The sequence below is a fragment of the Acetobacter sp. AAB5 genome, assembly GCF_050106715.1.
In the GTDB taxonomy this organism is placed as follows: Bacteria; Pseudomonadota; Alphaproteobacteria; order Acetobacterales; family Acetobacteraceae; genus Acetobacter; species Acetobacter oryzifermentans.
The window spans coordinates 143,994-156,229 of the sequence record NZ_JBNIEW010000006.1 but is presented as its reverse complement, the minus strand read 5'-3'; the positions used below and the strand labels follow the sequence as shown (position 1 = coordinate 156,229).

The 12,236-nt window shown below is 54.9% G+C and carries 14 protein-coding genes, 1 tRNA gene and 1 other RNA gene; 10 read left to right on the top strand and 6 right to left on the bottom strand.

Annotated features, from left to right (window positions below; genetic code table 11):
• Nucleotides 1–424: 424 nt before the first annotated feature.
• The 3 genes from ACP7IZ_RS08105 to ACP7IZ_RS08095 all read right to left on the bottom strand — a co-directional run bounded on the left by ACP7IZ_RS08105 (nt 425) and on the right by ACP7IZ_RS08095 (nt 1,586).
• Nucleotides 425–973, bottom strand: coding sequence for a hypothetical protein (locus tag ACP7IZ_RS08105; RefSeq protein ID WP_426848651.1), 549 nt, complete (start codon nt 971–973; stop codon nt 425–427).
• On the bottom strand, nt 934–1,341 hold the full coding sequence (locus tag ACP7IZ_RS08100; protein ID WP_426848650.1) for an Arm DNA-binding domain-containing protein: 408 nt from the start codon (nt 1,339–1,341) through the stop codon (nt 934–936). The genes ACP7IZ_RS08105 and ACP7IZ_RS08100 overlap by 40 nt, the downstream gene beginning before the upstream one ends.
• A 155-nt stretch (nt 1,342–1,496) precedes the next feature.
• Nucleotides 1,497–1,586, bottom strand: a tRNA-Ser gene (locus tag ACP7IZ_RS08095).
• A gap of 221 nt (nt 1,587–1,807) precedes the next feature.
• Between ACP7IZ_RS08095 and rplU the strand changes: the two genes are divergently transcribed.
• The 4 genes from rplU to proB all read left to right on the top strand — a co-directional run bounded on the left by rplU (nt 1,808) and on the right by proB (nt 4,749).
• Nucleotides 1,808–2,122 carry a 50S ribosomal protein L21 gene (gene rplU, locus ACP7IZ_RS08090; RefSeq protein ID WP_026019364.1) on the top strand — a complete coding sequence of 105 codons (315 nt, stop codon included), beginning with the start codon at nt 1,808–1,810 and terminating at the stop codon, nt 2,120–2,122.
• Between the two features lie 47 nt (nt 2,123–2,169).
• Nucleotides 2,170–2,439, top strand: a complete 270-nt coding sequence (gene rpmA, locus ACP7IZ_RS08085) for a 50S ribosomal protein L27 (protein ID WP_003623041.1) — start codon at nt 2,170–2,172, stop codon at nt 2,437–2,439.
• Nucleotides 2,440–2,547: 108 nt separating this feature from the next.
• Entirely contained in the window at nt 2,548–3,567 is a 1,020-nt protein-coding gene (gene obgE, locus ACP7IZ_RS08080; protein ID WP_006117402.1) for a GTPase ObgE, read from the top strand.
• Between the two features lie 54 nt (nt 3,568–3,621).
• The gene (gene proB, locus ACP7IZ_RS08075; protein WP_006117403.1) at nt 3,622–4,749 is read left to right on the top strand and encodes a glutamate 5-kinase; all 1,128 of its coding nucleotides are present in this window, start codon (nt 3,622–3,624) and stop codon (nt 4,747–4,749) included.
• A 3-nt stretch (nt 4,750–4,752) separates the two neighbouring features.
• Here the strand turns inward: proB and ACP7IZ_RS08070 are convergent, their stop codons facing one another.
• Complete coding sequence (locus tag ACP7IZ_RS08070; RefSeq protein WP_426848649.1) at nt 4,753–5,406, bottom strand: hypothetical protein; 654 nt, start codon at nt 5,404–5,406, stop codon at nt 4,753–4,755.
• 23 nt (nt 5,407–5,429) lie between these two features.
• A complete protein-coding gene (locus ACP7IZ_RS08065) occupies nt 5,430–5,702 on the bottom strand; it encodes a DUF2312 domain-containing protein (RefSeq protein ID WP_003623048.1) in 273 nt (90 codons plus the stop codon).
• 96 nt (nt 5,703–5,798) lie between these two features.
• On the opposite strand from ACP7IZ_RS08065, the gene zwf reads away from it, so the two are divergent.
• Nucleotides 5,799–7,433, top strand: a complete 1,635-nt coding sequence (zwf, locus tag ACP7IZ_RS08060; RefSeq protein WP_426848648.1) for a glucose-6-phosphate dehydrogenase — start codon at nt 5,799–5,801, stop codon at nt 7,431–7,433.
• Nucleotides 7,430–7,876, top strand: a complete 447-nt coding sequence (locus ACP7IZ_RS08055) for a hypothetical protein (RefSeq protein ID WP_426848647.1) — start codon at nt 7,430–7,432, stop codon at nt 7,874–7,876. The genes zwf and ACP7IZ_RS08055 overlap by 4 nt, the downstream gene beginning before the upstream one ends.
• Nucleotides 7,877–7,892: 16 nt before the next feature.
• On the opposite strand, the gene ACP7IZ_RS08050 is transcribed toward ACP7IZ_RS08055, so the two are convergent.
• The gene (locus ACP7IZ_RS08050) at nt 7,893–8,951 is read right to left on the bottom strand and encodes an alpha/beta hydrolase (protein ID WP_426848646.1); all 1,059 of its coding nucleotides are present in this window, start codon (nt 8,949–8,951) and stop codon (nt 7,893–7,895) included.
• 60 nt (nt 8,952–9,011) lie between these two features.
• Between ACP7IZ_RS08050 and rnpB the strand changes: the two genes are divergently transcribed.
• From rnpB to ftsL, 4 genes are all read left to right on the top strand, one after another.
• Nucleotides 9,012–9,439, top strand: an RNA gene (gene rnpB, locus ACP7IZ_RS08045) — RNase P RNA component class A.
• 288 nt (nt 9,440–9,727) lie between these two features.
• Nucleotides 9,728–10,213, top strand: coding sequence for a division/cell wall cluster transcriptional repressor MraZ (gene mraZ, locus ACP7IZ_RS08040; RefSeq protein WP_426848645.1), 486 nt, complete (start codon nt 9,728–9,730; stop codon nt 10,211–10,213).
• Nucleotides 10,210–11,217, top strand: coding sequence for a 16S rRNA (cytosine(1402)-N(4))-methyltransferase RsmH (gene rsmH, locus ACP7IZ_RS08035; protein WP_426848644.1), 1,008 nt, complete (start codon nt 10,210–10,212; stop codon nt 11,215–11,217). The genes mraZ and rsmH overlap by 4 nt, the downstream gene beginning before the upstream one ends.
• 4 nt (nt 11,218–11,221) lie before the next feature.
• The gene (ftsL, locus tag ACP7IZ_RS08030; protein ID WP_426848643.1) at nt 11,222–12,211 is read left to right on the top strand and encodes a cell division protein FtsL; all 990 of its coding nucleotides are present in this window, start codon (nt 11,222–11,224) and stop codon (nt 12,209–12,211) included.
• Nucleotides 12,212–12,236: the final 25 nt, after the last annotated feature.

The window sequence follows — 12,236 nt, the reverse complement described above, 5'->3', positions numbered from 1 at the left end:
CATGGCGATGGCGATGGGGGCGCGACTGATTATCCGTCCTGCGTGGTATTCCTTCGATAGCCTTCACCCGTAATGTTCAAAATACGCAGTGAGATCCTGTCGCGCTCGATCCGGGTTTCAAGACCGGAATGATGACGTTGCTGCATAGACCTTTTGCACACGAATAGCAGCTTTTTTTGTTTATTATGTCTAAGACAGACATTCCGCTGCCCCCCCCCTAAGCTGCCTGTCTGCTTAATGATAAGAGAGCAGACAGGCGGCAGTCGCCTCACAGTCGACACTCAAACGAGCGTGACGGTCTCCCGAAAGCCCCGACATTGTTATGTGAAGCTCCATGAAGTGTGTTTCGGACATTCGAGATAAGCGGCTCTCGGATCATGAATAAGCAATATCTGCCGTTCCTGATGAGTGCGAGGCATTCGTCCTAACTTCGGCCAACTTTCTTGGGCCGGGATGCTTTCGTTCTCTTTGTCCGACGCTGCGGTTTGACAGATGCGATGATACGCTCCTTTGACTGGATTTCAGCCAAGTCGTAAAAATGGCCTTTAATCCAGCCTGCCAGATAATCCCGCGCCCTTTGGGCAAGATGATCGCCGGCACCGGCATACCTCGTGAGTTCGGCATCAATGATGTGAAGAACTGCTTTCCAGTCGTCGGGTCGCGACCGCACCAGTTGCGCCAGCAACCTGCTGATGGCGCGACTTTGCTGCCATGATGGCAGATTCAGCCTCCATACCCCCCTCATGGTGTCGACCGAAACGGCGATGTGCGAAGGCATATGAGCATTGAGTCCACCGATGAACTGGATAAGCGCTGCGACAATGAGGCCGCGAAGCAGGCGACCGATGCAGTCTTCAGCCCCGGCATGGCTCGTAAGCGACAGCGAGAACAATCGCACGCTGTAAATGAAACCGTTCAATACGGTTTTGAGAACTATGGTACGCAGCCAGGCGACATGCTGACCGAGGAGCAACTCTGGATCATCGCCCAGTTCACGTCCGAAAGGCTAACAACCTTCGTCGTCATCCATTTCTCGCCAACATGGCGAAGTTGTTTATCGACGCGTTTGGCTTCAGCCTGACGCTGGCGACGCGTCAACGATGGATCACGCCCAGCCCGGATTTCGGCACGAGCCTGATCACGTGCCTCACGTGCGGCTGCCAAAGTCACTTCCGGATAGGCACCAAAGGAGAGTAGTTTCTCCTTCCCGCCAAAACGGTATTTCATGCGCCATAATCGCGAACCACCGGTCTGCACAAAAATGAACAGTCCGCCTGTATCCGAAAGCTTGTATGGTTTCTCGCGTGGCATGAGGCGACGCAACTGAACATCCGTCAGCATCGATACCCCCACCCTTGAAATGATACCCCCATATCTACCCCCACAATGCTTGAGCTTGAAGGAACATCACAGAGCGTTATAAAGTGCACAAACAGCAGAAAACCGCCACTGTTTATGTGCTATGAGCGCTAAGGACTGTCATGGGATATATAGAATGGCGGAGAGAGAGGGATTCGAACCCTCGGTACGCTTGCGCGCACAACGGTTTTCGAGACCGCCCCGTTCGACCGCTCCGGCATCTCTCCTATATCGCGAGCTTATAGACACGCTTTTCTAGCCCATGCAAGTGCGTGAACTCCATATTTCTATTGACGCGCCCTACCCTCACCGCTTAAAAAGCCGCCCTAATCCACACAGATGGAACCATGCTGCGCGTATTGTGTAGCCAAAGAAGAAAAAGCGACCAGAATTTTCGCCTGTATCTAACAAGGTGCCGCGAGAATCCAGAGATCGGAAGAGACAGTTTATGTACGCAGTTATCCGCACCGGCGGCAAGCAGTACCGGGTTGAGCCCAACATGGTGCTGAAGGTTGAAAAGCTGGAAGTTGAAGCCGGCGCAACCGTTACATTTGATGAAGTTCTGGCCGTTGGTGGCGAAAGCGGCAGCCAGATTGGTGCCCCCACCGTGGCCGGCGCAAAGGTAACGGCAACCGTTATCGCTCAGGACCGCCTCAAGAAGGTCATCATCTTCAAGAAGCGCCGTCGGCAGAACAGCCGCCGTAAAAATGGTCATCGCCAGCCGGTTACCGTTCTGCGCATTCAGGAAATCAACGCAGCTTAATCCCGCACAGGGTATTAAGCTGGTTAAGACCACGGAGGACTTAGGTCATGGCACAAAAAAAAGCTGGCGGTTCATCCCGTAACGGGCGCGATAGCGCCGGACGCCGCCTTGGCGTCAAGAAATTTGGTGGCGAGCAGGTTATTGCTGGCAACATCATCGTGCGCCAGCGTGGCACGAAGGTGAAAGCTGGCGTAAACGTTGGTGTTGGCAAAGACCACACCCTGTTTGCACTGATTAACGGCAATGTTCGCTTCGAACGCCGTGCAGAAGGCCGCGTACACGTTTCTGTGGATGCGCTGCCTGCCGCTGCTGAATAAGCAGTTCGGTTTTTCCACCGCACGTTTTCCCGTGTGGCCGGAGCAGAAACAGGGGCCGGTCCTCAGGATCGGCCCTTTTTCGCGTTCTGGACTTGAGTAAGGTATGTCATGAAGTTTCTGGATCAGGCAAAAATCTACGTCCGCTCAGGAGATGGCGGAGATGGCGTGACAGCCTTCCGACGGGAAAAATATATTGAATTCGGCGGCCCCGATGGTGGGAATGGCGGGCGTGGCGGCGATGTTATTTTTGAAGCCGTACCTAACCTGAACACCCTTATCGATTTTCGCTACACGCAGCATTTCCGTGCACGCAAAGGCGGCAACGGTGCCGGGTCTGACCGCACAGGGGCTGCGGCCTCTCCTGTTATCATCAAGGTGCCGATTGGCACTCAGATTATGGATGATGACCGCGTCACCTTGCTGGCGGATCTCAACGAAGCCGGTAAACGCATTACCCTCTGCCGCGGGGGGGATGGCGGCTACGGCAATGCGCATTTCAAAAGCAGCACCAACCGTGCCCCCCGTCGGTCTGATAAAGGCTGGCCGGGTGAAGAGCGCTGGGTTTGGCTGCGCCTGAAACTGATTGCAGATGTGGGCCTTGTTGGCTTGCCCAATGCTGGCAAATCTACATTTCTTTCTGTTGTTTCTGCTGCAAAGCCCAAAATTGCAGATTATCCTTTTACAACCCTGCACCCCCAGCTTGGCGTTGTGCGCCTTTCCATGACGGAAGAGTTTGTTGTAGCGGATATTCCTGGCCTTATTGAAGGCGCTCATGAAGGCACCGGGCTTGGAGACCGTTTTCTGGGCCATGTTGAACGCTGCGCCGTGCTGCTGCACCTTATAGATGGTGCTGCTGGTAGCGTTGTAGATGCATGGCGCACCATACGGCATGAACTTGCCGCTTATGATGGCGGCCTGGCAGAAAAGCCGGAAATTATCGCGCTCAATAAAATGGATGCCATGACCCCGCGGGAAGCTTCTTCCCGGCGTGCTGCGCTGGAAAAAGCCAGTGGCGCACCGGTTGTGCTAATTTCTGCTGCAACCCATCAGGGCGTGCCAGAACTTTTGCGCATGCTCCAGAATCAGGTGACCGAAACCCGCAAGAACGCGGATAAAAACCCCGCCTGAACACTTAGCTGCAAGCAGGCCCCTCTAGCCCCTTTCCTTTTACGGAACTGATCCATGACCGGATACACCAGCCCCTCCCTTACCAATGCCAAACGGCTTGTTGTTAAAATAGGTAGTGCGCTGGTGGTGGACCCAGAAAAACAGGCCCCACGTCAGGAATGGTTAGCCAGTGTGGCTGCCGACATTGCATATCTGCGCAAACAGGGCACGGCTGTTACCGTTGTATCCTCTGGCGCTATTGCGCTTGCCCGGCACACATTGGGGCTGGCTGGCGGCGCACTCCGCTTGGCAGAAAAGCAGGCGGCGGCGGCTGTAGGGCAAATCAGCCTCGCACAAGCATGGAGCAATGCCCTTTCGGCCCACGGCCTTGTTGCCGCCCAGCTTTTGCTAACCCCAGAAGACACGGAAGACCGCAAGCGCTACCTGAATGCCCGCGCAACGCTGAACACCCTGCTGGAAATGGGGTGTGTTCCCGTCATTAACGAGAACGATACTGTTGCCACTGCCGAAATCCGTTTTGGCGATAATGACAGGCTGGCAGCCCGCGTTGCACAAATGACTGACTCGGACCAGCTTGTGCTGCTTTCTGATATTGATGGCCTCTACACGGCAGACCCGCGCACAAACCCCGATGCACAGCATTTGCCCGTGATTGAAACTCTTACCCCAGAAATTGAAGCCATGGGGGGTGAGCCGCCTCCGGGTTATTCTTCTGGGGGTATGCGCACCAAACTGTTGGCAGCGGGTATTGCAACGCGCTCAGGCTGCGCCATGGCTATTGCCTTGGGCAAAACATCTCACCCGCTCCGCTCTTTACTGGAAGGCGGGCGCTGCTCATGGTTTTTGCCGCAGGATTGCCCCCATACAGCCCGCAAGCAGTGGATTGCAGGCAGCCTGACACCCGCAGGTGAGATTATGGTGGATGATGGTGCCGTAACCGCTCTGCAGCAGGGTAAATCCCTTTTACCAGCAGGCGTGCTTGGCGTAAAAGGTGATTTCTCTCAGGGTGATCTGGTAGAAATTATCAATACTGATGGCATCGTGCTGGCACATGGGCTTGCTGCCTACGATGCAGATGATGCCCGGCGCATTGCAGGCCATCGTTCTACCGAACTTACAGATATTCTGGGATGGCATGGACGAGACGAGATCATCCATCGTGATGACCTCGTCATGATCTAAAACTTAATCGTTTGCCGGGTTTTTTCTGGGCCAGTTCAGCACAGGTTCTGCACGGCCAGTATGCTCATCAATACGCGGCATCTGAACAGATGGGTTGGGCTGCGGCGCCTCATGTGAAAAATCAGGCCGGTACGGTGGCTGATTGGCATCTGGCGCACGCTGCCGACGCAAAATTTCTGCACCAGTTTCCGCTGGTGGAGATTCTGGCTCGTGCCACGGCATGCGGCGCACCACCGGCTTTGCCGGGTCTGGGGCAAGATGCGGTGTGGGTGGGGCTTCTTCTCGCGCTTCATACGCATCAGAAACCTTAGGTGTCCGCAGTTCGGGAAAAACTGGCACTGCACGAGGTGCCGCAGAAGGTTTTTTCACCTCCGGCGGGCGCACCTCTTCCACCACCACGCCGGGTGATGTTCTGCCGTTCCGCTCTGCCACAACAGACAAAGCTGGCTCCTGATACGCAGGAGCACCCCGCACGGCCTGCGCACGCAGTTCGGCCTGAATTTCTTCCAACTGGAGAGAAATCTCACCCAACCGCCCTTTTACCCCAAACACGGCAAAAGGCATCATCATGAAAGCAAGCCCGAACAACACGCCAAAAGCCAGAACCAGAAGCTGGCCCCAGACAGGCATCCAATCAGGAAAAGACAGAGACATCATGGGAAATAGACCCGACTAGCCTTTTACATACCCAATGCGCGACGGTAGATATCCAGCAGTGTTTCCTGCTCTTCTACTTCAGCAGGTTCCTGCTTACGCAGGCGGATGATCTGGCGAATAACCTTTACATCAAACCCGGCAGACTTTGCTTCTGTAAAGATATCCTTGATATCTCCAGCCAGAGCTTTGCGCTCTTCTTCCAAGCGTTCAACACGCTCAATAATGCTTCTCAGCCGATCTGCGGCAATACCGCCAACAGCTGCATCTTCATCCCCGGAAATGCGTTCGCCATCCATGCTTCGGCCTCCTAAATTTATATACAAACATCCAACACTGCGCAGGCAGAACCTGCTAACATTGCCAGATAGTGAAGCGCGGGCTTATCGCGCCACGTGTATGTGGTCAATGATGCAGCACATCAGAACCCCTTGCAAACACACGGGCGGCCTTCCATAAGCACAGCACCTTGTTCTTGTTCTGGGCATTTTGCCCGCAAACCACGACTTTTTTACGGCGGGCATCCCCCTCCGGCTGACCAGCGAGAACCCTGCATCATGGCTCTTGTGAACCGCACGGAACCTTTTGACTTTGTTATCTTTGGCGCGACAGGTGATCTGACACGCCGAAAACTGCTGCCTGCATTTTTGCGCCGCTTCCATGCCCGCGAATTTGATGAGGAAGCGCGGATTATCTGCACGGCGAGATCTGAACTCACCACTGAGCAGTTCCGTAATTTGTGCAGCGCCACTTTGCACGAATTTGCCCCCGATATTGCCAAAGACACAGAAACGCTAAACCAGTTTCTGGGGCTTTTGACCTATGTGTACCTTGATGCCACACAGGATGCCTCTCACTGGCCGGAACTCAGCACCACGCTCCCCGATCCGGAACGCACGCGGGTTTTCTATTTTGCCACGGCACCGGCGCTGTATTCCGCCATTTGCGCTGGGCTTTCCCACCATAACCTGATCACTCAGCACACGCGGGTTGTGCTGGAAAAACCCATTGGCACAGACCTGCAATCCGCCAATGAGATCAATGAAGGTGTGGGCCGCTACTTTTCTGAAGATGCCATTTATCGGATTGACCATTATCTGGGTAAGGAAGGCGTGCAGAATATTCTGGCCCTACGCTTTGCCAACCCTGCACTGGAACAGTTGTGGTCTTCCCAGGCGATTGCCCATGTGCAGATTACCGCAGCAGAAACAGTGGGCGTGGGAGACCGCGGCTCCTACTACGATAAATCCGGCGCATTACGAGATATGGTGCAGAACCACCTTTTGCAGGTTCTGTGCATGGTTGCCATGGATGCCCCAGCCTCTCTGCGCGCAGATGATCTGCGGAATGAAAAGCTGAAAGTGCTTAACGCCCTGCGCCCCATGACACCCGATATGGTGCGTAAAAATGTTATCCGTGGGCAATACACAGCGGGCCGCGTAAAAGGAGAAGATGTTCCGGGCTACGTGGATGATCTGAAAACGGGCCGCCCTAGTGATACCGAAACATTTGTAGCCATTCGCACCAAAATTCGTACGGCCCGCTGGGGTGATACGCCTTTTTACCTGCGCACAGGCAAACGGTTGGCTACAAAAACCACAGAAATTGTGATCCAGTTCCGCCCGCAGGTTTGGCCTATTTTTACCAACATGCCCTCTCCCGGCCGGTTGGTTATCCGCATTGCCCCGCATGAAGAACTCTCACTTGTTCTGGCCGCGCGAGACCCCGGAGCAGGTGGGTTTAGAGTGCGCAACGCCACACTGCATATGTCTTACGAAAACGAATTTTCTGTGCAGTATCAGGATTCCTACGAGCGCTTACTGCTAGACGCTGTAAGAGGAGACCCTGCCCTTTTTATCCGGCGCGATGAAGTTGAAGCCTCATGGAAATGGGTAGAACCCATTCTGGATTCCTGGCGCTACGCTCTTACGCCGCTGGAACCCTACCCCGCCGGAAGCTGGGGCCCTGCAACCACCCGTGCACTTCTGGCGCGTGATGGCGCCCTTTGGCACGAAGATATGCTGACATGAACACACCCTCCCCCAAAATGACTGGCCGCGGGCCATTTGCAAAACGCACTCTGCGCCAACATATCCTGCGTCGGCTAGCAATCGTTCTGCCGCTTTCTTTAATGATGATTCTGTTGGCCAAAACTGGCACGCTGGATCGACTGGTGGATTCCTACACCTTCAAACCCGCAAGCTGGTTTGATGATACAGCCTTGGTGCAGCACCTACGCCTGAAGGTCACCCATAACGGCATGACGCATGATCGGCCGGATTGCCTGCTGTTTGTGGTGAACGGAAATGATGCGCCCACGGCATCACGTATTGATGTTATGGAAAAGCATTCCGGCACTTGCCCCGGCCCAAAAGATGATTTGCCTAAACTGTTCACATTGCGTGTGGATAGGCTGAACCGCATTGTTTATTCGGATCAGGGTTCGCCGGGGGTTTTTCACCCCATTCCATAACGCACTAAGGCTGATTTTATCCGGCAAAGGCTTTCTTCAGCGCCTTACCTCCCAAGCGTAGGGCCGCCTTGCCATGCGGCATAAAGGCGTAAAAGTTCAGGAACGCATGCAGGGCGCCGGGGTAACAGCGGTATATTACTTTAACCCCCGCCCGCTCCAAAGCCTGCGCATAGGCCGTGCCCTCATCACGCATTGGATCACATTCGGCTGTAATAATGACGGCTGGCGGTAAACCTTGTAAATCTGGGTTTAAGCCCGGCGCAAAACGTGGATGCAGCCAGTCTTCTTCCTTTTGAATATACTGATCTCCATACCACTGCATGGACCTGCGAGAGAGAAAATATCCTTTCTCGTAAGTGCGGTGAGATGGAAAAAGCTTCTCTCCGTATAAGGATGGATAATACAACAACTGTATAACAGGTTTGGGCCCCCATCCCGCGCGCCCATCCTGCGCCAAAACGGCAGCCAGATTTCCACCGGCACTATCCCCCGCAACTGCAACTTTACCACCCCAATACCGGGCAGAAGCACCAGCAAGCCACTGCAAAGCAGCCTGACTGTCATCAATAGCAGCGGGAAAAGGATGCTCTGGCGCCAAGCGATAATCGGGCAAGAGCACAGCCGCCCCAGAAGCCCGCGCCAAGCGGCAGCAAATACCGTAATGGGAATTCAACCCACAGTGCACAAACCCACCGCCATGCAGGTACAGCAACGCGCCCCTTACCCGCCCATAGGGAATAAAAAGACGCGCCCGCATAGGCCCCGCAGCACCGGGGATAGATAATGTCACTACCCTTCTCATCGGCACAGATGAAAGGCGTAGCGGGAAGGAAGGCGTATCCATAGCCTTGCGCAACCGCACAAGAAACGCAGCCATTTCCTGCGCGGCATTATGGGGCCTGTCTGTTTCAGGCGCATCTTTGCCCGCACACTTCCGCTTAAGCTGCTCCTGCCATGTGATACAGCGCAGCAAAAGCCGAGATGGAAGATTAGGCCGTGCGGGCACAGAGTTTTGAGGCACATCAGAAAAATCAGACATAGCTACCTGATTACCGGCAATTTTCTGCATCGTCATGCCTTCATAACATCAGTTGCGGCTTGACCTGAACGCAAGCCCGACGCAGGGTGCGCTCCGTCAGGTGGTTGGGCGGTCGCTGTCCTGCTCTTTAACGGGTAGGAGAGAGGAAAGTCCGGGCTCCACGGAAGAACGGTGCCGGCTAACGGCCGGCGAGGGTAACCTTAGGGAAAGTGCCACAGAAAACAGACCGCCTTCCGGGTCTGGCTTTGTAAAATCCTTATGGGATTTTATGGGACAGGCTGAAGGTAAGGGTGAAACGGTGCGGTAAGAGCGCACCGCTCCGCTGGTAACAGAGGAGGCACGGTAAACCCCACCGGGAGCAAAACCGAATAGGAACAGCAGAAACCCTTGTGGTTTCGGGGGTTCTTCCGCCCTGCTGTTCGGGTTGGTTGCGAGAGGCATGTTGCAAAACACGCCCTAGACGAATGACCGTCCAGCCTCTTTACAGAGGTGGACAGAACCCGGCTTACAGACCACCTGACACTCTCTTTATCTGTATTCATCACGGTTTTCCCACCAAAAATAGAACATAAAAAGAACGGAAAACGGCAATCTTTTGTTTGCCGCCACAAAATCAATACATTCGTGTCAGAAATCTTTTCTGCATGAATACTTAAATAATGGCGGTTTTCTGCTGTTTTTTCTGTCATTTTAATTTGCGTCCCATAACATCCCATGCTATCCCATACCAAACCACAAGTGTGGTGAAGGCGGTTCTGTTCCCCGCTGAATTGCGAACGGAAAGGCTGATTCTGCAAAGGCTTCTGACGTACGTGGGCGTATTTCTCGGCACGCATGAAAATCGATTCGACGCCAAGGGGCGTATTTCGATTCCTGCCGGGTTCCGTTCAGTACTCAAAACGCAGCAGACGGAAGGTGACGCGCTGATGATTCTCCGCCCCTCCCATACCCTGCCCTGTGTTGAGGCATGGCCTGCCGTGGCTTTTGCACGCCTGACCGAACCGCTTGATCGGCTGGACATGTTTTCTGATGAGCATGATGATCTGGCGGCTGCCCTATATGCTGATGCTTACCCCATAGACCCCGATCGTGAAGGCCGCATTATTTTACCCGAATTTTTACGTGATCATGCCGGGCTGGCAGAAAGCCCCACGGCTGCCTTTATGGGCGTTGGTCGTATCTTTCAGATCTGGGAACCTCAGGCCGCGCAGCAACGCCGGGTAGAAGCACGCCAGCGTTCACGCCGCGTTAGTATTCCGGCTACAGGTGGAGCGGATTCAAAAGGGCGTAATGCATGAACGCTCTTTCTGCCTTTACATCCCCTGAAACGGCTCAGGGCCATATTCCCGTTATGTTGCCAGAGGTTCTGGAATATCTTCAGCCCGCAGATGGTGAGCGTATTCTGGATTGCACTTTTGGTGGAGGCGGCTACAGCTCTGCCATTCTAAAAAGCGCAGATTGCAATGTGTGGGGCATTGACCGTGACCCGGACGCAATTGCGCGCGGGCAGGCGCTCAGCCGTAATTTCCCTGCCGCCGATGGCACATCTCGCCTTCACATGTTGCAAGGTAGCTTTGGCAACATGCAGGCGCTTGCCAGTGCCGCAGGTGTTTCCACGTTCGATGGCATTGTGCTGGACTTGGGCGTCTCCTCCTTCCAGTTGGATGAAGCTGACCGCGGCTTTTCCTTCCGTATGGAAGGCCCGCTGGATATGCGCATGGAAAAGTCCGGGCCATCCGCAGCAGATATCGTCAACAAGGCACCGGAAGCAGAACTGGCAGATATTTTCCATTTTTATGGAGAAGAGCGCCACGCACGCCGTCTTGCCCGCGCTGTTGTAAATGCGCGTTCGGAAATGCCTTTTGAAACCACCACACAACTGGCCAATCTTGTACGCTCTGTTATTCCCAAAGATCGTTCCGGCATAGATTCCGCCACGCGCGCCTTTCAGGGCCTGCGCATTGCCGTGAATGATGAGCTGGGCGAAATTGAACGCGGGCTTAAACAGGCGCTGGATATGCTGGCGCCTGGTGGACGACTGGTTGTTGTTTCCTTCCATTCACTGGAAGACCGTATCGCCAAGCGTATGGTGCAGCATGCCACGGGCAAGGATAAAAGCTTTTCACGCTATGATCCCCGCGCCGCAGGCACCCCAGCGCCAGAAGCCGATTTTGTGGCCCTTACACACAAAGCCCGGCGGCCCACCGATACCGAATGTAGCTATAATCCGCGCGCCAGAAGTGCACGGCTGCGCGCTGTCATGAAACGTGCTTCAACCCCTGCTTCCGTAAAAAAGGGCTAAGTCCATGATCCCCCGTCCATTTACATGCTGCTGTGCGGTTCTGGCGATTGCATCTGGCTTTTTCCTTTACACAAAGAAGCACCAGACCACCCTTCTTGATCAGCAGATTTCGCAGATCGTGAAGGAAACGGAGCACGTTCGCACACAAACATCCATCCTGCGCACGGAATGGGCTTTGGAAAACCAGCCTGAACGCTTGGCCCAGCTTGTGGCACGGCATGAGGCTGGGTTGCAGACCATGAACCCCACGCAGTTTGTGCGTATGGCTGATTTGGAAAGCCACCTGCCTGCGGTTGCAAAAGATGCCCTGCCGCCCACACCAGCATTGGTTGCAGACAAATCAACTAATGTTGCCCCGCCGCCAGTTATTGCGCCCACAGTGCACGCACCGGCTGTTGTGGCTGATGCACGCCCTGCGCACGTAACGCCACCGGCAGTTCCCCATCAGGCGCGCCCCGTGGCCGCACCAACTATTGTGGCTGACGTACCGCATGTTGCAGCGGAACCTGCCCCTCGCCCACGCGCAACATCTGTAGCTGATGCCGCGCCTGTTCTGCGTGCACCTACGTTACATCATGATCGCCCTCATACTGCGCCTGAACCCGTAGCTGCACCAGTGCGTGTTGCACAGACAACCGAACCCGCCGTACCTTCGCGCCCTGTGCACCATATGGCTGTAGAAACACCGCGCCCGCAGGTTGTTGCCTCCACCAACGTGGATGATGATGCGCCTGTAGTCCCGGTTCGCCACAGCCTCACCCATGCGGCATCCCCTGCCATTCGGCACGTTGCGCAGGCTTCGGATGATGATACGGCGCCAATCCGGCATCCTCTGCCTGTTGCAGCAGCTAGCTGGCATGCTACACGCCCGCATCGCGCATCTCCGGCACCTTCCAGCTATATGGAAGCGCGTGCGACTTCCGGCTATAGCAGCGGTTCTTTGCTCAGCCGCGGTGGTGATGCGCTGCCGGCTCCGGTTCCGGTTGCCAACTGATTTTTGTGGTTAAAGGCCTTTCTGA

Bases quoted from the DNA above. Each gene is read 5' to 3' on its own strand.
- ACP7IZ_RS08100 (WP_426848650.1), bottom strand. From the start codon at position 1,341: ATGCTGACGGATGTTCAGTTGCGTCGCCTCATGCCACGCGAGAAACCA.
- rplU (WP_026019364.1), top strand. From the start codon at position 1,808: ATGTACGCAGTTATCCGCACCGGCGGCAAGCAGTACCGGGTTGAGCCC.
- rpmA (WP_003623041.1), top strand. From the start codon at position 2,170: ATGGCACAAAAAAAAGCTGGCGGTTCATCCCGTAACGGGCGCGATAGC.
- obgE (WP_006117402.1), top strand. From the start codon at position 2,548: ATGAAGTTTCTGGATCAGGCAAAAATCTACGTCCGCTCAGGAGATGGC.
- proB (WP_006117403.1), top strand. From the start codon at position 3,622: ATGACCGGATACACCAGCCCCTCCCTTACCAATGCCAAACGGCTTGTT.
- ACP7IZ_RS08070 (WP_426848649.1), bottom strand. From the start codon at position 5,406: ATGATGTCTCTGTCTTTTCCTGATTGGATGCCTGTCTGGGGCCAGCTT.
- ACP7IZ_RS08065 (WP_003623048.1), bottom strand. From the start codon at position 5,702: ATGGATGGCGAACGCATTTCCGGGGATGAAGATGCAGCTGTTGGCGGT.
- ACP7IZ_RS08055 (WP_426848647.1), top strand. From the start codon at position 7,430: ATGAACACACCCTCCCCCAAAATGACTGGCCGCGGGCCATTTGCAAAA.
- ACP7IZ_RS08050 (WP_426848646.1), bottom strand. From the start codon at position 8,951: ATGACGATGCAGAAAATTGCCGGTAATCAGGTAGCTATGTCTGATTTT.
- rsmH (WP_426848644.1), top strand. From the start codon at position 10,210: ATGAACGCTCTTTCTGCCTTTACATCCCCTGAAACGGCTCAGGGCCAT.
- ftsL (WP_426848643.1), top strand. From the start codon at position 11,222: ATGATCCCCCGTCCATTTACATGCTGCTGTGCGGTTCTGGCGATTGCA.